The organism is Actinoplanes sp. NPDC051470, from assembly GCF_040682035.1.
In the GTDB taxonomy this organism is placed as follows: domain Bacteria; phylum Actinomycetota; class Actinomycetes; order Mycobacteriales; family Micromonosporaceae; genus Actinoplanes.
Genome location: NZ_JBFBAA010000005.1, coordinates 309,800 through 332,499, shown reverse-complemented (window position 1 = coordinate 332,499; position 22,700 = coordinate 309,800). Strand labels below are relative to the sequence as shown.

Here is a 22,700-nt window from a genome sequence, read left to right as displayed (position 1 = left end):
CATGCAGACCGCACTGACCCCGCAGGAGACGGCCGCCTTCGTCCAAGACGGCGCCGTCGTTCGCCGTGCCTTCGTCCCCGGCCACCTCGTCGACCGCGTCCGATCGAGTATTGACGGCTGGTACCGCACCAAGATGGATCCCGCCCTCATCAGCTCCTACACCCAGCGCACATTCGCCCCCGACCTCGGCAATGACCACGACGTCCTCGCCCTGTTCCACGAATCCGGCGTCGCGGATCTGGTGACCTCGCTCGTACCCGAGATCGAGCCAGTCGTCACAGCACAGATCCAGATCCGCGTCCCCGAGTCAGACACCGGCATCACCCAGCCAGAGAAGGCAATGCACGTCGACGGCGTAGCCTGCCCGCATCTCGACCCCAGCGAACTGCGGACCTTCACGTTGCTGGTCGGCGTCGTGCTCTCTGAGATCGCCGATTCCGATGGCGGCGCGCTGCGATACGTACCAGGTGGCCATGTGGACATGGCGGAATGGTTCCGGACCGAATGGTCGATCGGTATGACCGACCAAGTGCCCCCACGCATCGACACCGAACAGGGCACCCCGCTGCTCGGCTCGCCCGGGGACGTACTGCTCATGCACCACCTCGTGCCCCACGCCGTCGGCCGCAACACCTCACCGACGCCCCGCATCATGGCCTACTTCCGGATCAGCCACGCCCAGCACGCACGCCAACGATTGGAGGCCCTCCGAGACCTCTGGCTGGAATACCCAGCCATCCGCACCGTCACGGCCTGATCACCCCATGGGCCTGGCGAGTCGGGCTGTGCGGAATGCAGCGCTGGAGATGGCGCGGCCTCTGGTCTCCGGTCACGTCGTACTTCTCACCGGCAACGCGGCCACCAGCCAGGGGATGGAGGACTTCTTCACCGACGCTGGCGCTGACGCCGTGCACCGTTCGTGCTTCCCGAAGCTGCGGGGCCACTCGCGTCCCGTCTGGCCGCCGGGGAACAGCTACTGGCAGATCCGCCGGCAGCCCTCGTCCGGAGGGTTGACGATCTCGACCGTGACGGCCGCGGACTGGTGTATGCCGGTTCCTACACCGCCGTCCGCAGCTTCTGCGGACGGCGGGTGCTCGGCTACCGACTTGAGTCCCACTTCGCCGCCGAGCGAAAAGACGTCCAATATCGACTACTTGGAGTAGAAACTTCAGACCGTCAACTACTCAGAATCGAGAACCACACCGACGTTCGTCACGCGATCACCGAGCAGGTCGCCCATGGCCCCGCCGTTATCCAAGGCGTACCGCGCGGGCTCCTCGCGATCGGCGCCAGTCACACATATCTCCTACCAGCAGATGCCTCGCGCAGCAGGATCAGCCAGATGCTCGACCGTATCACCGAGGATTGCGCCGATCTCATACTGGCACCCCTGAACACCGGCCTTCCATGTACCTACTACGGATTCCTCACGTCGGATCACGTAGTCGACTTCGGCCCTTTCGAGGCTCTTGTCTACTGGGATCGTCGTAGCTGGCGTCTCTACGCGCCCGGGGTCATCCGCCCCGTACAACTCGGCGACCAGGAGGCTGCCTCCCGCTCGGCTGTCCGGGCAGCGGCACGCCGGTTGCAGCAGCGAATCGACTATGCCGGCGCATTCGGCACCGATGGTGTCGTCTCGGCCAATCCATATTCCGTCCACGAAATCAACCCGCGAGTCTGCGCGGGCTTCGCGGTACTGGATCACATCTGCGATGACACTATCCCGCTCGCCGCCGTCGACCTGGTGGTTCGAGAGCGTCGGCCGCCAGCCGGGCATCCCCTCATGGTCCGGCTTGACCAACTCGCTACCGCCCTGCGCCGCATTCAAACACCCGTGATTCGCCTTTTGGATGACAGGCATCGCAGCATTCAGGAAAAGCTGTCCACGTCGGCAGTGCGCACGTCCGATCCAGCGGCTTGGCTGAGGCTCGCCCGGCTATGCCTTGCAAGTAAAAGCTTCGTGTCAATCACGCAATTTGCCCCGGCTGGAGACCATTAATGCGAATAGTGACGTCAAGTGACCTTGATCTCGCGGCACGCGCCATCGAAGCTGGCGAACTCGTGGTCGTCCCGACCAAACGCTGGTACATGCTCTGCTGCGATGCCTCGAACCCCGGCGCCTGCGCCCGCATCTTCAGCACCAAGAAGAGGCCGCCGGACAAGTCTCTCCTGTTCGTCGCGCCATCCCCGGAAGCTGTGCGTCAGCGCTTCTCCGTGGCCAAGGAGGCAGAACTTCTTGCCGCAGCATTCTGGCCAGGCGACCTCGCCCTACTCCTGCCTTGGCGCGACGCTGCGGAAGGAGAGCGCCACCAAGCGGTAGGCACACCAGAGGCGCTCGTCACCATTGCTCCGGGCATCCTTGGTGAGCTGGCAACCCTCGCCGCTGTCCCAATCGCAGCAACCTCCGCGAACCTCTCCACAGAACGCCCTGGGCCATCGATCACTCTCCAGGAGGTGCTTGACTTCGTCACCAGCGCAGAGGCGGACATCCCCATCGTGGTTGACGGTGGCGTCTGCCCCATCGCCAACCACCTCACAATCGTCCGCTGTTCCGCCGCCGGCACCGAAATAACTCGCGAAGGAGTGGTGCACCGGCGCGCTGTCTTCGCCGTTATCGGCTGGGCCGAAGCGGATCAGACAGTTAGCTTCGCGTCGAGCGGGTAGCGGATATCCACATTGACGCTCCCAGAAGGGAGGCTACAGCGACTCAGACTCGAGCCCGGTCAACATGGACCACAGCGGATCCTGGACGGCGGAGTCGTCGTCGACCTGCCTCTGGACGCAATCGACACTGTCGATGGCCGACAAGACCAGATCCCGTACGCCGCTCTCGTCGTTTTGGTGCTCACGCAGCCATTCAAACCCAGCGAAGGCGTAACGATCCAGCAGGGTGAGGCGATCCGCGCTCATCTGTTCAGAAAGCAAGTTCAGCTCCGATCGGAGCGTTTCCCTCTCAACATCACCGCCGTCTGCACTGGTCAATACGACTGCGGCAGCGAGTTCTCGCGCGCCCTCCGCCCGAAGGAACACACGATCTTGGATCTCGAGAGCATCCTTCTTTGAATCCGGCATTTCGTCAGCTCGTGCGGGTTGGTTCATCGCGAGCGCAAGTGACGCCACGAAGATGTAGGCGTCACGCATCTCCCGGAAAGGGCCCGTTTTTGTGCCGGCTGCAACCGACTTCGCTTTTCCAGTAGCGATTAGTGAATCTAGGAGGGGCTGATGCACAGGGTAAACAAAGACACTCGCCACAGCCGCTCCTCAGCCAATCTTGGTCATTCGAGTACGCGCGGGTTCTACGCCGTCGTCCTGCGTGCTATAAGTGTAGTCTCTGCCTTTCCATCGAACGGGCCGATTGCTGGCCTTATGAGACGTGAGCTCCATAATATTGACGCTGCCAATGGTGGGTGATATTTCTTCCCACGCTTCCACGGACTTGGCCGACACAATTATTAAAATTTGCGGGAGGAGCTGGGGCAGTGCTTTGACTACATCAGCCTCATATTCGTCGTCCAGCGGGCTTGTCGGCGAATCGAGGACCACGGGGAAGCCGATCTTCCTCGAGGTATCCACATCCCCTGCGCGTAGAAACTGCTCGTTCCGGCGTGCGATCTCAGCATATTTTGGCGCAAGTCGCGCGATGGCGCCGAGGAAGGCGATCAGGAGGAGAACTTTCTCTGACTGGGACAGTGGCATGGCTTCTTCGCGGCCTTGCGCGCTGACTGATATGCTAAAGTCTTCACCGACTCGGATTTCATATTGTTTCGCGACTAGGTCCGCGTAGGTGGCGTTAATTGCTTTCTCGAAGTCCTCGCGACCGAACCTGCTTAGGCCCTTGCGCGCTTCATCGAAGAACCTCTTAGCGTCTTGTAAAGTTTCGATTGCCGCCGTCTTGCGCTTGTAGGTGTCCCACTTGGCAGCCTTTTTGGTGTAGTCAGCCATCTTGTCGCGTTCGAGGGCAGTAGCCTTTTCGATGATGGAGTCAATCTCGCGGAACTCCCGCTCAAGACGGTCGACAGCCTGTTGCTTAAACATCGCAATGTCTACAGGACTGTTGCCGTGCGTTGTGGCCGGCGAATCCTGCTCCTCCGTGAACTCCTTGAGCTCGCGTCTGGATTTGGTCTGTGTCCGGTCAGCCGCCTCGATGCACATCCGCAACACGGATTGAAGCATCCTCATGTCAGCATCCTGCGTCGGTCCGGCAACTCCGAGATCAGCGGCCAGTGTCGTGATCTGCGTGCGCAGTTCGGCGACTTGCCGGTCGACATGGCTAAGGTGGCTCTTCAGTTCGGTCCTTGTTTCTAGCCCTAACACAGCAATCGCGTGCTCGGTAACGTGTGAGAAGAGTTCTTCGACCCGGGTGCGGGTCACGCTCGTGAACGGGGTCCGGCAGAGTGCGCAACGATCGTCGGCAAGAGATTGCTGAAGCACTGAGTCATGAATTCGAGGAGGCATGAGCCCAGCCTTCTCGGCTATGTCCAGCCGCTGAAGGGCAGACTCACTCGCGCGCTGACTGAAATGAAGGTAAGCATGTCGGGCCAGAGCGAGGTAAAGTCCGTGGGCGCGTTGGACCAAAAACTCGGCATCGGTGACTGCGGTCTTCAGCTTAGTGTATCGACGCTCCCACTTCTTAATCTCGTCGGGGTTGTACTTCTCCGCTTCCTTTTTGGCCTTGCTCGCCTGATCGCGAGCCTGCGCAAGCAGCCCGGGCAGTTTGTCCCGCCGGTCCTCGACGCTGTTGAGCTCGATCTGTGCTTGCTCCCAAACACGCCGGGCGTTCTCGACTGTTTCGTCGGTGTATTTCTGCGTGGGACGAAGAGCATCGCTGGCGATAGCGCCTCGGAGGTCTTCGGCCGCGTGATCATAAATGTCCCCAGCGAGCAACGCTCTGATAGCTGAGCCGATATTCAGTGAAGCACCCTCTCCGGGCCTGTCGCCTTGGAGTACGGTGGCGTTGTTGAACGTCTCGGCAGGAAAGAAAAACAGGTCTTTCAGCGGCTTTGGCAAAATTCGGAAGATTTCATCCATGACCGTCAGTTCACCGTTCTTGGTGACGGTTACGGGGTAGTCGCCTTCCTGCTGCCGCCGAGCGTCGGTGGTTCGTGTCACGCAGTAGTTGTCGCCCGCGTGTTCAAGGTCCAGTTCGACGCGAGCCTCGGAGTCTGGGTCGTTCTTGAGCGCCTCGAAGTTTACGAGGCTTTCCGGCATTTCGAAGCCCTCTGTGAAATCGCCATACAGCGCCCAGGTGAAGGCGTTCAGTAGACCGGTTTTCCCGGCGCCGTTGGGGCCGAGAATCAGAGTTACAGGCTGGTCTGGATCGGTGGAGAAGTCGATCCGATGCGAGCCGTGGAAGGGTCGCCAATTCTTCATTCTCAGCGATGTCAACTTCACTGTTCGTCCCCTGCCTGTCGCACTGACTGCAGTGCGCGGAGGGCGAATTCCTCATGGAGATCGCTGCGGTCGTCGGAAAACCTGCGTCTATGCTCCGCTTCGATCACGAACTTGGTGACCTCGCGCGCGGCAGGACTCAGCCCCGCTCCCAGCTCCTTCATGTAGTGCTCGAAGGCACTCACTTGGCCCACTCCTCCATGTCACCCTCGGCGGTGAGGTCCATCCACGTGTACTCGGCGGGGCGTAGGCCGTACTCGTAGGCCCAGGCAATCACCGAGGATAGAGCCTCGCTGTTGCGCGCCGCATCGGCCAACTCGGCTGCGCGTGACAACTCGACCGCGATCAGGCGTTTCTCGGAGTCGGACGGTGGACCATCCGGGCGTGGCGGCATGACGAGGAAGTCGTAGATCACCGCATGGGACTTTGGATTGGCTGGATCCCGACGCAGCAAGCGCCCGCGGCGTTGGACGAACTGCCGAGGGTTCTGGGTGGACGCGGTGATCACGCCGATCTTCGCCGAAGGGATGTCCACCCCCTCATCGAGGCACTTCATCGCGAGAAGCGCTTGGATCTCACCGGAGGCCAGCTGTGCCTGGAGCAGCTCCCTGCGCCGCTGGTCGGTCTCGCCGTAGTAGCGTTCGATGCGCATGCCGAACTCGGACCGCAACATGCGCTCGGTCTCGTCGAGCTGGGGGTAATCAGACTCGGGATCCTTGCCCTCTGCCACGTAGATGATCTGGTGAGTCTCTTTCTTGAGACCTTCGTTCATGAGCGCGCGGAGGCGGAGCCGCTTGTTCGCAGCGTGTTGAGTCAGTCGAGTGCGTGCCCGGATGTGTGTCTCGGCAGCCTGGCCGTCTTCGGCGGCGAACGCCCTGGCAATCTTCTGCGAGATTATCCGGTACTGCGCGGCCTCCTCGTCCGTGAGCTCGATCGGCAGCGGGTGGTAGTCGTAGGGTACGAGAGCGTGGTATTGGTAGATTGCTTGCTTGATGCTGATGGAAAGCACCGGCTTTCCAAAGTAATCCAGTAGCGCCTCGGTGCCGAGTTCATCTCCGTGTCGCTTCGGCGTTGCCGACAACCCCAGTCTCATCGTGGCCTGGGTCGGTAGCGCGGCTAGCCGGCCGGATGTTCCCAGAGAGTGCATTTCATCGCCGATAACCAGAAGATGGCCTCGGTGGCGGGCAATCTGGCGCTGCAGAAAATGATCCGAGCCAGACTCGTTCCCCCCGCTCCGAGGCGTTAAGCTGTCTGCGGTCGTGATAACCATTTCGGTGCGTCGTCCGTGACTCGAGCGTGCTGCCGAGAAGACAGACTTGAGATGTTCCTCCTGCCCCCTCCTCAAATTGCCATGACACACGGCGGGGCGGAAGTTGAAACGCTCCGCATCAGACATCCACTGCCCAATCAAGTCGATCGACGGGACGATAACCAGGATCAGAAGTGGCCGCTCTGATTTTGCAATAAAGATGGACGCCTGAGTTGCAGCAGCGAGTGCCGTGAGCGTCTTGCCCGTTCCCGTCGCCATTGCGAAGGTTCCCTTGCCACCAGCCTTGAGCCAGTCGTTGACCGCGTTCCTCTGATACTGGCGGAGGGTGAGATCTTCGGGAAGGGACGGAACGAACGTGGCATCGTCTGGTAGCGACATATACAGTCGCTCAATATCGCCCGACTCATGCATTCTCGCCTGGGCAGCCGACGGCTCGCGAATCCCAAATGTGGATCTCATCGGATCTTCGATCCATTCGTTCACGCGCCACAGCGTGATACCGTCCACCTGGTCATCCCAGACCTGGTCGAACCGCTCGCGTTCTTCCTGTGCATAAGCGCGCTGCTCGTCATTGGCCCAGCTACGGTGCAGCGGGAAGGACTCTGAGTGCAGTCGGGCGCCGCCGAGCGTCTCGTTGGGACTTCCTGTGAACGTCATCCAGTCGCCTTCGCTATCGACGAAGACACCGATCTTTTCGTGGAAAAGGCCATACCCCCGCGAATGCTTGCGCAGGGCGACACGTACGTCGAGTTTGCCGTTGGCGACCATCCACGTGAGTAGCTTGAGGCGGTCGGCGAGGACGGGGTTAGGAATAGGCTTCGCGACAGCGGCAGCAAAATCCTCCTGTAGTCGCTTCCGAAGTTCTTCCCCTTTCCCCATCGCATCGAGTTCCTCCTCACTGAGATGGGCGGGCGAGGTGATAAGGCGCATGCGGCCGCCGTTAAGCACGAACCTGTCGATGGCGGGTGCTATGGAGGCGAGGAGTCTAGCTGAGAAGAATCCGACGGCTCGGTCATAAGAGGTCGACCGAGCGAAGGCTGGTATGTAGAAGTCACTGATTAGATCGTCGGGCGGAGAGTTGTACCGACGCTTCCAGTTGGGATCCCACGACGGCAGTATGTCCACTCTTTACCTACTCTCGAGTATGTCGAGCAGGGGATCTGATACCGGCCCGTCGGGCGAAGTCTTTTGTGCCGGCGCTGAGGCCGTGAGAAAAGTTTCGCCGCCGCTAAGACCAGGTAGAGGGAGAATGCCTTGTGTCCCGGAATCGGCGCCGTCGACTACAGCAAGCAACGTTGCCTCCAGAATATCTGTAAGGCTCACGGCGCCGCAGTCCGGAATTCTTCGAAGATCCTTGACTTTCGTGGCCATCAGTTGGCTGAGTAGTGCCAGGCCGTTCTTGGCCAGAATGCGTTGAGCCCGGCGGGTACGACACCACGGGCTGATGTCGGTTTCCTCGTATTCGGGCTCGCCGAGGAGTGTGGCGAGGGTGACCGGTTCGTCCACGGACGCGAGAGTCTGGGCCCAAGTGACCGCCGCGTGTCGGCGTGCGACTCCGAGGTCTGCACCTGCGACGTCGGAGATGGCCTGCTTGTACACCACACCTACTCCCTGCTCGGCTCCTAGATCTTCGGGGTCGGTCCTAAGGACCGTTACATCGAGAACATTCGCTCCGACGAGTGGTCGTCACAGGCCGGCGGTCAGGGCCTGGGGCCGCCCGTGGTCTCCACCCTGTCAGATGAGCGCGATGAGGTCCGGGGTGTCGCGCATGCTCGCATCACCGACCAGGTACTGCGTACCACGCGCGATATGCGCGCGCAGCTGGACGCTGAGCGTCTGTTCGTCGAGTGGGAGTTGTAGCTGTTTGGTTCGTTGCTTGACGAGCCACCAGTAGAGATCGCCAGCGCTTCCGGAGAACGTCTTCCAGGTCATCTCGACCGCGGTGTCACTGCTCAGCGCCGTCGTCATGGGGGCTGTGGGTTCGGCTAGTGATCGGCACAGCGCCCACCGACAAAGGACGTTCCAGTTCATAACGCCTGTTCGTCGCTTCATGGTGATGAGCTGCTCGCGAACGTCGGAGCCGATGCGGACGGTTTCTGGCGGCCCCACGATCATTCTGCCGGCGGTGACTTTCTGAGTCGCCGGTGTCATCGAGCTATCTCCTCACGCTGGTCGGGTAGGAGGGGGCGGGAGAAGTAGCCCTCCACGGCGCGCGTTGCGCGGCGTTCGAGATCGTGTTCAAGGCGAATGGTGTGACTGACGACGCCGTCAAGTGAATCAAGTATGTCAGGGGTGATTTCGGTATCCGTTGATAGAACGACCACCTGGTGACTCGCGTTGGGCAGGTAGCTCTGGACGAAGCGGTCACGGTGGTTGCTGTCGAGGCGTCCGAGTGGGGTGTCGATGACGACCGGCAGCATTCGACCTGAAGCGCGGGCAAGGCCGGCAAGCAGTGCGACGGCCAGGAGCTGCCGTTCTCCTGCGGACAGCGTCCGAGGCAGGACCGGTAGTCCATTGTGGGCGATCAGTTCCATCTCGCAGGTGTCCGGGTCAATGATCACCTCCTGCACGAGGTCCTCCTTGCGCAAGAGCAGCTGAAGAGACTCCAGCACCATCGATTGGATGCGCTTGACATGCCGCTCTGTCGCCTTGGCTCGCAGAACAGCGAGCGTTGCACGGGCTTTGGCGGCGTGATCCACGATGCGGCGAAGTCGCTCCGTCTTGAGTTGCTGCTCGGATGCCGATTTCAGGTGCTCCTGGAACTCACGCAGGGAACTCTGGTGTGCTGACCGGGCGCCGGCGATCTGCTTGTTCAGAAGTTCTACGCGAGCGCCGATGCTTGCCACAGCATGGTTGGCCTTTTCGTACTCGCCTACGAGTGCCTCGCCGATATCCTCATGTGGAATGGCGGCGGCGGCTCGCTCGGCCACGTCGAGTTCGGCACGCGCTTTGTCGAGGGCGGTGACATGGTGCTTAAGGTCACGGTGGGCGGCAGCGAGGCCGCCGCCGACCAGTTCGGTGGCTGCGGCCAGTGTCGTGTCGTCCGGGCCGAGGAACTTCTCAATGTCGGCGTTGGTTTCCCGGTTCGTCCGGTCCATTGAGAGGAAATCGGCAACGGCTGCCCGAACTTTGGCGCTGGCTCGCTCGGAATGCAGGTGCTCGAGTAATTGGTGATCACGCTCGGACAGCATCCGGTTCAGCGTCTCGTTATCGGCCTGTTCACGCTCGGCGGCGGCGTGGGTGACTGTCGTCACGAGCAAATCGGGGATCAGGAGGAGCGGACCGTAACCGCCGACTGCATCGATCATCGCCTGGCGGGCTGCCTTCGCCGCTGTCTTCGCCGAGTGGAGCCGGTCGACGATCTTCTCGCGGTCTTGGTACTGCTGCATGCCCTCTCGCTGGAGGCGGGCACGTGCCTGAGCCGCGTCATCCATAGCGAGCTGAAGCTGATGCTCGGCGGTTTCCAGCTCGTGCACGAGGGTGAGTTCGTGGTGGCGAAGCTTTTGCAGGTCCTGTTGCTTGGCGGTGATCGTTCGCCGCTCGTCGCCTTGGGTGGCTTCTTGCCGATGGCGACGTTCGAGAACCGTCAGGTCGTCCTGGAGCCGGTTGACTAGGTCGAGGCCAAGGAGCCCGCTGACCGCTGCCCGGACGAGTTCCTGCGAGACGTCGGACTCGGCGAATGCCTCGATCTGCTCACCGTCAAAAAAGAAGAGGTTCGCTACACCGCGGGGCACCAGTGTCTCGACGTGATCGGCCCAGCCCTCAGAGAGGGCTTGATCCGGGTAACCGTCGCGGTTGACCTCGACGCGCTCGCGGAGCTTGCCGCCGACGACGGCCCAATGGCGGATGAGCCGGAATTCCTGCCACGCGCCGTCGTGGACCGCGCGGAAAAGCAGCTCAACCGACGCCCCGTCTGCTGGGTCCGTCGCGTTATGGATGAGCTGGGTCAGGTACTTCTCGTAGCTTGTCGCTCGCCGGCTTGTACCGGGCGTGAGCGTCCCGTAGAGCACGAGGAGCAAGGCTTCCAGCACTGTGGTCTTGCCTGCGCCGTTGAGGCCGCCGAACAAGACGATCGGATGGTCGGGTTCCTTCGGCGCGAGGCGCATCGCCTGTCGGCCCGCAAACGGGCCGACGTTGGTAAGGACGAGTTCTTGGAAGATCATCTATCGCCTAGCGGAAGTCGTCGAATGCTGGATTGTCGTCGGTGCCGGGGGCGAGAATCGGCTGCAGGTTCCCACTCGCAAGATCGTCAGCGTCGAAAGCTGCGCGGGTCGCCTTCTGCCTGCGGGCGTAGTCGACGGCATCGTCCTGATCGCGGTAGAACCCTTTGACCAGGGCACTCTCTAGAGCGGGGAACAGGCCGGCGCGGCGGACTTGATTACGGTGCCGGCGCTCGACATCCAGAAGTTCGCGGACCGTCTCGAAGTGAAGCCGGTCGTCGCCACAGATCTCGGCGAGTAGTTCCACTTCGACGGCGCCGAGGGGGAGGGCCTCGTCGAGGAGCTTGCCAGGATATGGCCTCCCCGTCGCGTCCGCGTAGATGCGCGGCAGGTTGTCCTCGAACTCGTGCTTTTCGACGATCCAGATCCGGCGAATCTCCTCGAGCTCGGCGAGGGTGATCAGCTCGATCTGTGCTACCTCGGGTGGTCCGCTGCGGCGTACCTCCTCCTGGGCCTCCAGCAGACGGCGCAGCCAGCGCTGGCGTGAAGACTGAGTGTATGGACCGTGGATCGGTCTAGGCTCGTTGTTGAACAGCTGTACCGAGCCGTTCATACGTCGGAAGTCGCGCAGCTTCCGGTCGTCCGGCTCGTCCAAGTCATTGCGAAGCGTGAGCAACGGCTCCATCCATGCCTTGTCCGCATCATTGAGGACCATGGCGGTCATCGACTTGTCCTTGTCCACAAGGGTGCAGGTCCAGCATCCGAAACGACTGTCACCGCAGCTGGGTGTCGATGTGTCTACGACTAGGGGACATTCGTTGTCCGCCGAGGCCCCTTGGTACATGGTCAACAGGTCCCGGTTCGAATATCCCCAAGGGTTGTCTACCTGCATGAGGTACATCCATACCTCGTCAGAACTCCAGGCCTCGATCGGGGTGTAGACGAGGGAATTCGGCAGGTTTCCGTTGGGTGCGAGGCGCTCTCGGACCCGATGGGCCTCGTGCGCAGTCATCACCCGAGCCCTAGTTGACGACTCCTGCTTGCGCATACCGAGGATGAGAATCGCTTCACCGTGCGCCCGAACCATCGAGCGGATGAAGGAGTTAGACGGCTTGATCTTCAACCGTTCCGTGCACCACCGGAATCGTGGTCTAGGTGCCGGATAGCCCTTGCCGATAAGATTCACCCAGAAGGTGTCCGCTAGTTCAGGCGTGAGCTTGTGTGGCGTAAGCGGCAGCCCGAGTTCGAGCGCCTTCGCCCCCATCACGTCGAGGCTCCGGTTGACCCATGCCGAGACGACCGGGTTCTCGACGAGGGTGTCCGTGCTGATCACATGAACTGGTTTGGTCAGGGCTGACGGCGGCAGCTTCTGCAACGCCGTCCAGACCAGTTGCAGGGTTGCGGTCGAGTCCTTACCACCCGAGTACCCGACGACCCAAGGGATGCTGTCGGCCTGGTATAGCTCGGCTATCTCATCGACGGTCGCCTGCACGGATTTGGCGAGGCCGAGGTCGCCGAACGGTCGGCGCTGAGGTACGGGGACCATAACCTTGCTCATGCTTGTGCCTTCCGGTTGTCTTCGGCCTTTTGTTCCTCAGCCGAGAGCGTCATACCGAGGTGAGAACGCAGCGCGGCGGTAGTAAGCATGATGTTCGAGCTTGCCTTGGTGACGGTGCCGCCGACCAGCGCACGTCCCTCCCACAGCGCGGTGTTGGTGCGCGACCAATCCAGCTGCGACAGGGCCTCAAGCCGCTGCGGCCACAGCGCCAAGGGGACCTCGTCGACCAGCAGCGTGTTGCAGATCCGGCCAAGCGCGGTCAGGACGATGCCATGCGTGTGGATGAATTCGCGGCGTACCTCCGGTGCGTGGATCTTTTTGGCGCGGATCATCGCCCACTCCGGGAATTGGTCGTTGAGCGCGTCCCACATCCCCATCGCAGCATCGGTCATCTGCGGCTGATCCAACTTCGTCACACCGGCGAAGAGCGCCTTGTGTGCCCCGTGCACGGCGGACAGGGTGAACATCCTCCGCGACGCCTTGGCCAGTGAGGTAGATGCATGTTCAACGACACCGCGCAGGATCGGTGATTGCTCCGCGACCTCCCTCGTCACCGCGGCCAGCGGGTCCCGGTGGTCGTAGAGCACCCCAATGGACGGTGACGGGCGCACCGCGTGCCGGTTGAGGTCCGCGAACATCTGCTGGCAGCGTTCCAGACCCTTATCCAGGAAGAACACCACCGCTATGGTCTCGTCACCTAGCTCGGGGTTCGTGCGCAACGCTTGCTCGATCGCCGCTCGGCGGTGCTGGCCGTCGTTGATGACGAACCTGCCGTCCATAGGGATGCGCAGGGTGCCTAGACCGGAGTTTGCCTCTGCGGCTTGCGCTGGCACAAACCGAACAGATGCGTCCACCGAAGCTGTAATCGCCGAGAACGTATACGAGGTGATGTTCTCCTCGATATAACGAGAAATCTCCGGAATGCGCCCCTTGTTCAAGGTTCGTTGGGCCCGCAGCTGCACCGGGAGGTCGTCGTCGTCCCACACGAACATCTTGGCCAGCAGCTTGAGCGGACACATCGACACGAAGTAGACCCGTCCGGCCTGAACTCCACGGATGGCGGGAAACGCATACTCGTAGACGCCTGATAGCGGCGGCGCCGCGCTCACACCCGGCACGTCGTCCCCACCGGCTCCGCCTTCCGCTTGATCGCGCACGCCTTACGTTAAGTTGGAAACGTAGAACCGTCAAACCTGCCGCTGCCGTGTCGAAGGGTGAATCATAGACGTCGGCAAGTCGCAGGTTGTGGGAGCCGCCAAGCTCGACCAGCTCGACCAGGAGGTACAGGACGTTGACCGTCTACCTTGACGCGAACGCCACGACGCCCGTGGACAAGCGTGTCGCTGACCTCGTCATGGGATATCTCACGGAGGAGTTCGGTAACGCCGGCAGCCGCACGCACGAGATCGGCCATGCTGCTCAGACCGCCGTTGCACGAGCGCGGCGGCAGGTCGCCCAAGTGGTTGACTCCGCCGACGACGAAGTGATCTTCACGTCTGGCGCCACTGAGGCGAACAACATCGCGCTGCTGGGACTTGCACCTGAGGGCGAGCGTTCGGACAGGCGGCACATCGTCTCTACCGCGATCGAGCACAAGGCCGTGCTTGGGCCCCTTGAGCGGTTGGCGGGTAGCGGATTCGAGATCGACTTAGTCAAACCGGACCGGTTTGGTCGAGTTTCAGCTGAAGAGATCGCCAGCAAAGTGCGTCCTGACACCCTGGTCGTGTCAATGATGGCCGTCAACAACGAGACTGGTGTCATCCAGCCCTTGTCGGAGCTGTGCGGTCTCCTCGCGGACCAGTCGGCGTACCTCCATGTGGACGCGGCCCAAGCATTCGGCAAGCTCCTGCCTGAGCTGCGCCATGAGCGTATCGATCTGATATCCATCTCCGGTCATAAAATCTTCGCCCCCAAGGGCATCGGGGCGCTCGTCACTCGCAGGCGTGGGTTCCGGCGACCTCCCCTCACGCCGCTGCTCGTGGGTGGCGGTCAGGAGCGTGGACTCCGGCCCGGAACGTTGCCCGTGGCGCTGATTGCTGGTCTTGGCCTTGCCAGCGAATTGGCGGTAGCGGAGCACGCCGAGCGGCGGGCCAGTTGTGCCGCATTCAGGGGCGAAGTTCTTCGCGGGCTCGCGCCCCTAGATCCCGTCATCCACGGTGAGCCCGCGCACACGATGCCGCACGTTGTGAACCTGTCGTTGCCAGGCTTGGACTCTGAGGCGGTCATGGTGGCATGGCGTGGCCTTCTCGCCGTGTCCAACGGATCCGCCTGCACCTCAGCTTCGTACGATCCCAGCCATGTGCTCTCCGCGATGGAGCTTCCTGACGACGAGATTCGCAGCGCGCTTCGCCTCTCGTGGACTCACCTGACCGAGCCAGTCGACTGGACTGAGGCGGCCACGCGTCTGCGGGACCTCATCGCTATCTAGGCGCGAGTTGGCTCGCCGGCCGCCTCTCCACCAAGGCCATACTCCCTGCTGCCCGAGGGAGGCACCCGCCGACTCAATACCCGATCTGAACGCTGCGGCGCACGCATCAGCGCGCCAATAACCAGATATAATCTCAATTCCGGTGGTTTGTCTCCTGTGTAGATCAATTTCTCGCGTTGGCTGAAGTGCGGCGCTGGGCTGCCCAGTCCGAGCATCGCAGTCGTTGTGCTGCCTTCCCCGGTCTGGGCTCCAAGCCGTTCAATCGGGAGGGCCTGGAACCGCGTCGGGCAAGATGTACCCGGGTGTAGGCGCGGGCGTGGGCGGCGGGTCAGGCCAACCGCTTGCGGACAGCGGAAACCATCACAACAGGCCCCTGAGCTGCGGGTATGCGGTTCTCATTCTGCCAACTATGGTCCACCTCGGTTCGATCCCAGGGAGGTCCACCTCGGTTCGATCCCAGGGAGGTCCACCTCGGTTCGATCCCAGGGAGGTCCACCTCGGTTCGATCCGCCCCAATTATCACATTCGCCGGGTGTGCGGTAGCCCTTGGCTCGTAACGTATAGGGAGCTGAAGCAGGACGAGTGGCCGCTGCCGATTTCCTGGGTTCAGCCTCAATGGCCTCCCGCGGGGCTGGTTCTAAAGTCGTAGGACGCCGAGACGATATTCCCTTCCGGCCGGCGCGCTGTCAGTGTTATCGGATGTCGCGACCGGCGCAGCAGACTTCGCACGCGCCGCGTCCAGCGGTGATGGCGTCGACGGTCGGTACCCACGTCAGGTCTGATCGGACACCGCCGCTTCGCTCGATGCGTCGCCAACCGTCGTTGAGGGCGGTGCAGCCCTGGCTGAGGTGGAAGACCGCGCCACCGGAGGTGACCGCGACGCGCTCCGGGCGCGTGCCAGCCAACGGCCGACACTGCCAGCACTGGCGGGTGACGAGGTCATGGACGCACCGGGAGTCGAGCTGTTGCATGGCCTCGAGCAGGCCGGTTTGCGCCAAGGCGCCCGCCCGTTCGACTCCAGTGCCGGAGGTGGCCTCTCCGACCCACCGGACCTGATGTGGCCGAGAGGCCGCAGCCAGCCGCGACCTGAGGTCGCGATGCCGGCCGACAACGGCTGGGTCGGCATGAACGCGCACCGCGACGGGTCGGGTCAGTTGGTCGAGGGCCTCGGCCACCGCCGTCAACAGCATCCGATCGCTGGACGTCGGTAGGAGTTCGGCACCGTGGAACTCACGGGTGCGACTTCCGTATTGAAGGACAGCTGCCCATCCACCTGGACCGCGATCGCCGTCGCACACACCGGCAGGGAACACGTCGACCGCCTGCTGCCGCTGTACCTGCCCGTCCGTCATCCGCGACACCCCGGCTGGGATCGTAGTTGATCGATGCCAGGATCGTGGTGGTAAGGCCTACAGCGGTCGCCAGGTAGATCAGCGGGGCGGCCGTATACGGTTCGAACTGGTCAAACGTCCTGGTAGCGGGGTTCCGGGGATGCCCGTGGGGTGGTTCGCATGGTGCATCGTCCGGTCCACGGATGATCTTTCATGCGAACCGCCGGCCCGGTTCTCGGCCGGTGGTTCGCTTCAGCCTCAGCACTGGCGTTGATCAGCGATTACCCGAACCGGCCGGGTCAAGCCGGGGGCAACGCTAAGCCGTGGATGGCCAGCGCAAACCTGGACCGCCACCGGCATTCCGCCAGGCTTGCGGACGTTGACCCCTCGACCGCGAGGTCCAGGCGGCGGCAGCATTCCGTTTGCCGTGGCGTGAGCGAACGCCTCTGCGGTGCCGACCGGCCCGTGAAAAACGGTGAGCATCGAGAAGTACTGATCAAACTCGTAGGCGCAGTTGGCGCATACCCAATCGTAGATCTTCTTCTCTGTTCGGCAGCCGTGTTCACAATTCCAGCAGAGTCGCTGTTTCTGAGGGAGTCTTTGCGCTTGTTTTGGCAAGGACACCTTTGCAGGCCTCGTGCTGACTGGGAACCCGAGAGCCTTGCGCTGCCGCTTCCTTTTCCTTCTTGGCGATGCCAATGGTCGACCTCCGTCAAGCGAGATTATGTCGAGACTCTCGCCGGTGAGGGTGGATGTCCAGTGATTTGCGATGTCGGATTTTCAGTGACACGTAAGCGTCAAGTTTGTATTGACGCTTACGTGTCAAAAAGATTGGGCCGTGTAGGGGGCAGGGGGAATTAGCCTTTCTGGCCACTGTGGGGCTCTGGGGCGACGTCGCGGATGCCGTGAGTCGAAGAGATTTGCGCGCCTCGCTGGCACTGATCGCTGAAGTCACGAGTCCTCCAGATTTGTACCGAATACGGTACCACTTGGGTCCTGATGGCGCGCTGTGTTGGCGCTGTTGACGGGTCGAGCGTTAGGGCCTATTCGTGATCTGGTAAACAACCTGGCAGCGGTCGCCCGGAACGACGGTGGCGCGGTTCGCATGTACATCGTCTCCCATGAGGAGCTGGGTGCAGCTGCCACGGGAATCGCGAGCGGCAACCACTCGTCATGCTGGCTCCGGGCCGAGTCGCCGGAAGCCCCGCGGTGCGGTGATTGCGCCCGCAGTCCGGTCACGCCCTCGTCGGGCTTGCGTCCCAGCTCACGCCATCGACGCGGGCCCGGTCGAGCAGCCACGTAAGTGCTCTTGGGAGCGAATGGTAACCATCTAGGCGATGGCTTCAGGGCCGCGCTGATGCCACCACGCATTGAAGAGCGTAGCGACCTGCTCCTTGACATCCTGAGAGATCAAGTTAAGTGCGTCCCCCATCAACGGCCTGACCGTGTACTTGTAGACCTCCGGATGATGCTCAATGGACGGACAAGCGAAAACTGCCAGAATGCGCAGCACTCGCAAGGAATCCTCACCAAGTAACGGGAAGTGTGCCTCCAGCAGTCTGGCCAGGATTGACCAGACCTTGTCGATGATTATCCCCACCACTATGCTGGCCAATGCCTTGGAAAATCCTGTCAAGCTTTTGGTCAGCGCTTTCTCCAAGAGTCTTTTGCCTGCGTCGGCTACTGCATGCAATGTTTCTTCGACCTGCTCAAGCCAGCGAATCAGGGTAACCAGCAGAGTGCACCAGGTGTGGTTAGCCAGTTGCTTCTTCACCTCGTTTGCGGTGCGCTTATCTCCTACTTGAGCCTCGATTTTTGGCTCGATCTCATCCCAGGTTTCGGCCATCACCGTTCCGGCGAGAGTATTCAGTTTGCCGAAATCAGACGAGAACGTTGTCGGGTTGGAAAGATCGACCTGTGGAAGGACTGGGCCGGCAGGTGGCGTCGGCGGACTGGATCTCGACAGGTAATCCGCCAGGTCCAAGCGGGCAAGGTCGATGAAGGCTTGCCGGTTGCGCATATTGAAACCCAGAAGGCCAGTGTGTCGGTCTCGTTCAACCTTGGCCTTGATCTCAAGGCGGCGGTCGAGGCGGGCCTTATCAGTATCTGCCGCAAGCTTGGTCCATCCGTGCCAGCCGTGCAGCGCGCCGGCGCAGCCGGAACATACACATCCCGGATTCTTCGCATTAGCGCAGTTGGCTCTGTGGTTGCTGCCCGCCATCGCCGATCTCCAACCCAGCAAACATTGCCCAAAGTGAATGTGAAGTCACTCTAGGTCAAGATTGGATGGTTCGCCCCTGCTGCTGTGAGTTGGCCGGACAGGTAAATTTGGTCATATCGGTTATCGATCTAGAGTGCACGCCGCTAGCAGTCGCTCTTCTCTCACTCCGCGAGCGGCGGTGTCGGGTTTCTGGTGGACAAGTACCATCGACTCGGTGCGGATCTGACAGCAAACGCTTTCATGGTCGATGGCTTTCTTACCGGGAGCCTCGCCTCACTCCGCAGCCCACCCCAAGACCGCCTTCACTTGGGCAAGCCCGTAGGAAACGCTCAATGGTAAGTTGTCCTGACCGCTTCGACGATGAAGGTGGGGCCGGTTGCCGCCGCCGACGACTTCGAGTGCTGATGCCTGACGCGTGAGCTGGTCAAACGTCCCGGCAGCGGGTTGCCCCGAACGACGACCGGGCGGTTCGCATGGTGCAACGTCCGCCCCACCCGAGCTGGCCTGGGAAGATGTTCGATTATGAATGTCTTCTCCGGCCGTGTGAGTCAGTTGTGAGTCACGCTCGTGACTCGCAATCCTGCTCTGCGGGTCACCGCGCTGATCACACTTGGTGTCAGTGCGCGCTCGTACCGTGGCGGTCGCCAGTGATTCCGGATCCGGATCTATGGACGGAAGTCCTCTCTGATCATTGAGAGAGAACAAACCTTGTCTATACAGCGAATCAAAGGTCCGGACCGCTCGTCGAGCGACCGCCGCTCATCGGCGGTGGCCGACGCGGTGTTGGGCGCGGTCAGCGAGGGACGGTGTACCGGCGTTAAGCCTGCCGTAACCCGGCGACCGGCCGGCAGTGGGCGCGCGCGATGTCCCCGGCGCGGCGAGGCCTCACATGGTCGGTGGTACTTCGCCTTGCAGGTTGTCACCGTCGACGGGCGGCCGTTTCGGGTTCGTCGCGGCGAATACGACGATCGGGCGATCGCTGAACATGCCCTGGCCGATCTCGTTGGCATGCCCCGGGCCGCAGGCGAGGGTGCGGACCTGGACGGTGCGCCGTTGGCTCGAGGACTGGCTGGTGGAAAAGGAGAGCCGGCTGCGGCCTTCCGCGCCGCAGGCTTATCGGTCGGTCGTCCGTACCCATCTGATTCCGCCTGGTCGCCAATTATCTCGACCGCCTCTACGTGTCGCGGATGCTCAACGACGAACCCCTCGGCGCTCGCGATTTCGAGGCGGAATACCGGCACCTCATCGCCCTGCTCCGCGCCTGCGACACCGAACAACAGATAGCGGAGGCGCTCGCCGGCGCACTGCCGAGCGAGGACTTCACGTCGATCCACAACTTCCGTCTACGGGGCAACAACAAGGCGCAGGTCCGATACCTGCTCGCCCGCCTCACTCCTATGTCGAAGTCGGCTGCGAAAACGGGACGTGATCCGCGACAAAGCCCAGGCCGACGGACGTCTCAGTTCGGGTCTGCGCAGACGGTAATCGGTACCCAGCCGGGCCCTCCACCCACGCGAAACTGCCCCGGCCACCCTGCGCCGTACTCGGCATCATCGTCTCAAATGCGTTTTATCGGCGGCAGATCCGGATATCCGATCACGGCAACGAGAGGCAGATCGGGATGACGTTCGGCGACAAGGAGGCGGTGCGGGGTCGGGCCGCGTGGTGGATGATCATGTTGTGAATTCCTCTTTGGATGAGTCTGGCCGGGACAACGCCGACGCCGTGGTTCTGCTGCATGGATTGGGTACGAGCGGCTGGATGTGGCATCGGGTAGCACCGGTGCTCGCCGAGGATTTCCATGTCCTGGTGCCCGATCTGCCGGGCCATGGACGCAGCGGCCGGGCCTGGGTATCGCTGGCTGACACCGTGCAGGCGGTAGCAGAGCTTATTCGTTCCCGTACAGCGGCAGGGAGGGCTCACGTTGTCGGCCTGTCGCTCGGCGGTTATGTCGCCGCGCTGCTCGCGGCGAACGAGTCGGCTGTGGTGCGCAGCGTTGTCGTCAGCGGGGTGAACGTGCTGCCTTTACCACATCCGGCGATGATGCGGTTGCTCGGCCGGGTCATGGGTCCGTTCGCGACGTCCGGGCCGATGGTGCGCGCGAACGCGAAGGCGCTCAAGGTGCCCCCAGGTGAGTTCGCCGGCTACCGCAGAGCGGCCAAGGAGGTGGCGCGAGGGACGTTCGCGCGGGTCGGTGACGAGGTCACCGTCTTCGGGATCCCGGCCGCGGCAGGATCGTCACCGTGCCGTTTGCTGGCCGTCGCCGGGACGAACGAGAACGAGATGATTCTGCGGTCGTTGCCGGTTCTGGCCGACGGGTTCGCGTTAGGCGACGCGCGACTCGTACCCGGAGTCGGTCATGCGTGGAGCGGTGAGGAACCCGATCTGTTCGCGGCGATGATCCGTGCCCATATCGCCGACGCCGACCTTCCCCCCAGCCTCTATCGCCCGGCCGCGGCCTGACCGTCCCGGCGTTTCTCCTGCCGGCAACCGTCGTGTCACCTTCCCCGGCCGCAGCGCGGGGGAGTCGCCAGCGTCGTCGGCGGATGGTCCGCGCAGGGGTCGTGGGTGGCTCGGTGGGTCCTCGGACTTTTCGGAGCTACGCGGATTTGCGGCGCTACTCCGGACTGCACCGACCCGGACTGGCGGTAAACGTCACTAGACTGACCAGGCGCCTGGTGGACTGCCGGCGGTCGTCTCGGACGACGCGAACTTACCTCTCGAAGTATAAGACCGCATCTCATTAGGGGTTGTTGCTGGTCAGAAGGTTGAGGCGGACGTACCCGATCGCCGCGACCGCGACCCGGTCATCGATCCGCCGCCGCCCGCCACCCCGATGCCTTTCCGGGTACGCGGGCAGCAACGGTTGCACGAGACTCCACAACGACTCCGGGCAGTACTTCTCCACATCACCCACACCCGAACAGCGAATGATGTTGAGCTACAACACTCCCAAATGAGATGCGGTCTTACTGGACGTTTTAGTGGTGTAGGTGTGTTAACGGCGGTTTGAGAAAACGCGATCATGGCCCTGGCTGGCCGATACACCCGAATCAACCCTTTCGAGCTGACTCTGATATGAGTAGATCTGCGGGCTTTAATCCCTCGATCGTGTTTGATCAGCTTTCCGCCAGGAATCGACGGACCCGGCGTCCCCACCGCCTGCCTGTACCACCGTATCCCCAGGTCATGACCGAACGACGCGCATATCCGTCCGACCTGTCCGACGCCCGCTGGGCCCTGATCGCACCCCGGCTGACCGCGTGGCGCCAGGCTCGCACCGACGTCCGTACCGCGCTCGGGATCAAGGGCCGCACTCCCACCCACGACCTGCGCGAGATCTTCAACGCCATCCTCTACGTCAACCGCACCGGTATCGCCTGGCGCTACCTCCCGCACGACTTCCCTCCACACGCGACGGTATACGGCTACTTCGCCTTATGGAGCAAGGAAGGGATCTTCGTCGAACTCAACTATCAGCTCACCGGACTCGTCCGCGATCACCACGGCCGCACCGTCGAGCCGACCGCAGCAATCATGGACACCCAGAGCGTCAAGACATCGACCAGCGTGCCCACCAATACCCAAGGCATCGACGCCGGCAAAAAGATCGTCGGCCGTAAACGCGGCATCATCACCGACACCCTCGGCCTGCTGCTCGCCGTGATCGTCACCGCCGCCAGCGTCAGCGACAACACCATCGGCAACGATCTGCTCGACCAGGCCACCGCCATCCACCCGACGCTGACCAAGACCTGGGTCGATGCCGGGTTCAAGGTCAAAACCGTCGAACACGGCGCCACACTCGGCGTCGACGTCGAGATCGTCACCAAGGATCCGCAGGTCAGAGGGTTTAGCGTGGTCAAGCGCCGCTGGGTCGTCGAACGCACGATCGGCTGGCTCATGCAGCATCGCCGGCTCGTACGCGACTACGAAACCCTTCCTGGCAACTCCGCCAGCATGATCACCATCGCCATGATCGACAACCTCGCCCGGCGGCTCACCGACGAAACCACCCCAACCTGGCGAGAATCCCAAAACGCATAACACCGCAAAATACGTTAATCAGACGTCCTCTTAGCGACGCAGGCCGCTAGCCTCACGCGGCTACTTCGCTGAAACGCGGTGGCCGGCATGTTGTTTTCTCAGATCTCGGCCGTCCTTCGCAGCGCGCTCAGCGGAGCTCGCCGACAAGGCCTGATCCGATACGAACGTACCCACCAGCTCCGACTACTGGAAGGACGCCGCCCACGAGCGGTGGTCTGGACTCGGAACGGGAACAGCTGTGGCGTTACACCGGCGCGGGTATCGCGCTGTGTGTCGGCGCGATGGAGGCTGGCGTGC

18 protein-coding genes are annotated in these 22,700 nt (G+C 62.2%); 6 read left to right on the top strand and 12 right to left on the bottom strand.

From position 1 onward, the window contains the following. Position 1 precedes the first annotated feature (1 nt). From AB0M54_RS12645 to AB0M54_RS12635, 3 genes are all read left to right on the top strand, one after another. Complete coding sequence (locus AB0M54_RS12645) at positions 2–757, top strand: phytanoyl-CoA dioxygenase family protein (RefSeq protein WP_364470740.1); 756 nt, start codon at positions 2–4, stop codon at positions 755–757. Positions 758–919: 162 nt separating this feature from the next. Next, entirely contained in the window at positions 920–1,999 is a 1,080-nt protein-coding gene (locus tag AB0M54_RS12640; RefSeq protein WP_364470738.1) for a hypothetical protein, read from the top strand. An 8-nt stretch (positions 2,000–2,007) separates the two neighbouring features. Continuing rightward, positions 2,008–2,664, top strand: coding sequence for a Sua5/YciO/YrdC/YwlC family protein (locus tag AB0M54_RS12635; RefSeq protein ID WP_364470736.1), 657 nt, complete (start codon positions 2,008–2,010; stop codon positions 2,662–2,664). 33 nt (positions 2,665–2,697) lie between these two features. On the opposite strand, the gene AB0M54_RS12630 is transcribed toward AB0M54_RS12635, so the two are convergent. The 9 genes from AB0M54_RS12630 to dndB all read right to left on the bottom strand — a co-directional run bounded on the left by AB0M54_RS12630 (position 2,698) and on the right by dndB (position 13,533). Next, complete coding sequence (locus AB0M54_RS12630; RefSeq protein WP_364470734.1) at positions 2,698–3,141, bottom strand: hypothetical protein; 444 nt, start codon at positions 3,139–3,141, stop codon at positions 2,698–2,700. 120 nt (positions 3,142–3,261) lie between these two features. Next, the gene (locus AB0M54_RS12625; protein ID WP_364470732.1) at positions 3,262–5,391 is read right to left on the bottom strand and encodes an AAA family ATPase; all 2,130 of its coding nucleotides are present in this window, start codon (positions 5,389–5,391) and stop codon (positions 3,262–3,264) included. Next, a complete protein-coding gene (locus tag AB0M54_RS12620; RefSeq protein ID WP_364470730.1) occupies positions 5,388–5,573 on the bottom strand; it encodes a hypothetical protein in 186 nt (61 codons plus the stop codon). The genes AB0M54_RS12625 and AB0M54_RS12620 overlap by 4 nt, the downstream gene beginning before the upstream one ends. After that, entirely contained in the window at positions 5,570–7,588 is a 2,019-nt protein-coding gene (locus AB0M54_RS12615; protein WP_364470728.1) for a DEAD/DEAH box helicase family protein, read from the bottom strand. Before AB0M54_RS12615 ends, AB0M54_RS12620 begins: the two co-directional genes overlap by 4 nt. A gap of 198 nt (positions 7,589–7,786) precedes the next feature. Further along, positions 7,787–8,164 carry a hypothetical protein gene (locus AB0M54_RS12610; RefSeq protein WP_364470726.1) on the bottom strand — a complete coding sequence of 126 codons (378 nt, stop codon included), beginning with the start codon at positions 8,162–8,164 and terminating at the stop codon, positions 7,787–7,789. Between the two features lie 228 nt (positions 8,165–8,392). Next, positions 8,393–8,809 (bottom strand): DNA sulfur modification protein DndE, encoded by a 417-nt coding sequence (gene dndE / locus AB0M54_RS12605; RefSeq protein WP_364470724.1) that lies wholly within the window; start codon positions 8,807–8,809, stop codon positions 8,393–8,395. Continuing rightward, positions 8,806–10,821 (bottom strand): DNA sulfur modification protein DndD, encoded by a 2,016-nt coding sequence (gene dndD, locus AB0M54_RS12600; protein ID WP_364470722.1) that lies wholly within the window; start codon positions 10,819–10,821, stop codon positions 8,806–8,808. Before dndD ends, dndE begins: the two co-directional genes overlap by 4 nt. Before the next feature lie 7 nt (positions 10,822–10,828). Next, the gene (dndC, locus tag AB0M54_RS12595) at positions 10,829–12,376 is read right to left on the bottom strand and encodes a DNA phosphorothioation system sulfurtransferase DndC (RefSeq protein ID WP_364470720.1); all 1,548 of its coding nucleotides are present in this window, start codon (positions 12,374–12,376) and stop codon (positions 10,829–10,831) included. Then, positions 12,373–13,533, bottom strand: a complete 1,161-nt coding sequence (dndB, locus tag AB0M54_RS12590; protein ID WP_364470718.1) for a DNA sulfur modification protein DndB — start codon at positions 13,531–13,533, stop codon at positions 12,373–12,375. Before dndB ends, dndC begins: the two co-directional genes overlap by 4 nt. A gap of 134 nt (positions 13,534–13,667) precedes the next feature. Between dndB and dndA the strand changes: the two genes are divergently transcribed. Further along, a complete protein-coding gene (gene dndA, locus AB0M54_RS12585) occupies positions 13,668–14,804 on the top strand; it encodes a cysteine desulfurase DndA (protein ID WP_364470716.1) in 1,137 nt (378 codons plus the stop codon). A 692-nt stretch (positions 14,805–15,496) separates the two neighbouring features. Here dndA and AB0M54_RS12580 read toward each other — a convergent pair. Together AB0M54_RS12580 and AB0M54_RS12575 are read right to left on the bottom strand one after the other, a co-directional pair. Beyond that, positions 15,497–16,156, bottom strand: coding sequence for a hypothetical protein (locus tag AB0M54_RS12580; RefSeq protein WP_364470714.1), 660 nt, complete (start codon positions 16,154–16,156; stop codon positions 15,497–15,499). 1,309 nt (positions 16,157–17,465) lie between these two features. Further along, entirely contained in the window at positions 17,466–18,356 is an 891-nt protein-coding gene (locus tag AB0M54_RS12575; RefSeq protein ID WP_364470712.1) for a hypothetical protein, read from the bottom strand. Between the two features lie 1,662 nt (positions 18,357–20,018). On the opposite strand from AB0M54_RS12575, the gene AB0M54_RS12570 reads away from it, so the two are divergent. Beyond that, positions 20,019–20,819, top strand: a complete 801-nt coding sequence (locus AB0M54_RS12570) for an alpha/beta fold hydrolase (protein ID WP_364470710.1) — start codon at positions 20,019–20,021, stop codon at positions 20,817–20,819. A gap of 280 nt (positions 20,820–21,099) precedes the next feature. Here the strand turns inward: AB0M54_RS12570 and AB0M54_RS12565 are convergent, their stop codons facing one another. Beyond that, positions 21,100–21,273 (bottom strand): hypothetical protein, encoded by a 174-nt coding sequence (locus tag AB0M54_RS12565; RefSeq protein WP_364470708.1) that lies wholly within the window; start codon positions 21,271–21,273, stop codon positions 21,100–21,102. 272 nt (positions 21,274–21,545) lie between these two features. Between AB0M54_RS12565 and AB0M54_RS12560 the strand changes: the two genes are divergently transcribed. Further along, the gene (locus tag AB0M54_RS12560) at positions 21,546–22,403 is read left to right on the top strand and encodes an IS5 family transposase (RefSeq protein WP_364470706.1); all 858 of its coding nucleotides are present in this window, start codon (positions 21,546–21,548) and stop codon (positions 22,401–22,403) included. Positions 22,404–22,700: the final 297 nt, after the last annotated feature.

Coding starts and splice junctions, on each gene's coding strand:
- AB0M54_RS12560 (WP_364470706.1), top strand. CDS start 21,546: ATGACCGAACGACGCGCATATCCGTCCGACCTGTCCGACGCCCGCTGG.
- AB0M54_RS12580 (WP_364470714.1), bottom strand. CDS start 16,156: ATGACGGACGGGCAGGTACAGCGGCAGCAGGCGGTCGACGTGTTCCCT.
- dndD (WP_364470722.1), bottom strand. CDS start 10,821: ATGATCTTCCAAGAACTCGTCCTTACCAACGTCGGCCCGTTTGCGGGC.
- AB0M54_RS12615 (WP_364470728.1), bottom strand. CDS start 7,588: ATGCGCCTTATCACCTCGCCCGCCCATCTCAGTGAGGAGGAACTCGAT.
- AB0M54_RS12645 (WP_364470740.1), top strand. CDS start 2: ATGCAGACCGCACTGACCCCGCAGGAGACGGCCGCCTTCGTCCAAGAC.
- dndE (WP_364470724.1), bottom strand. CDS start 8,809: ATGACACCGGCGACTCAGAAAGTCACCGCCGGCAGAATGATCGTGGGG.
- dndC (WP_364470720.1), bottom strand. CDS start 12,376: ATGAGCAAGGTTATGGTCCCCGTACCTCAGCGCCGACCGTTCGGCGAC.
- AB0M54_RS12575 (WP_364470712.1), bottom strand. CDS start 18,356: ATGGCGGGCAGCAACCACAGAGCCAACTGCGCTAATGCGAAGAATCCG.
- AB0M54_RS12630 (WP_364470734.1), bottom strand. CDS start 3,141: ATGCGTGACGCCTACATCTTCGTGGCGTCACTTGCGCTCGCGATGAAC.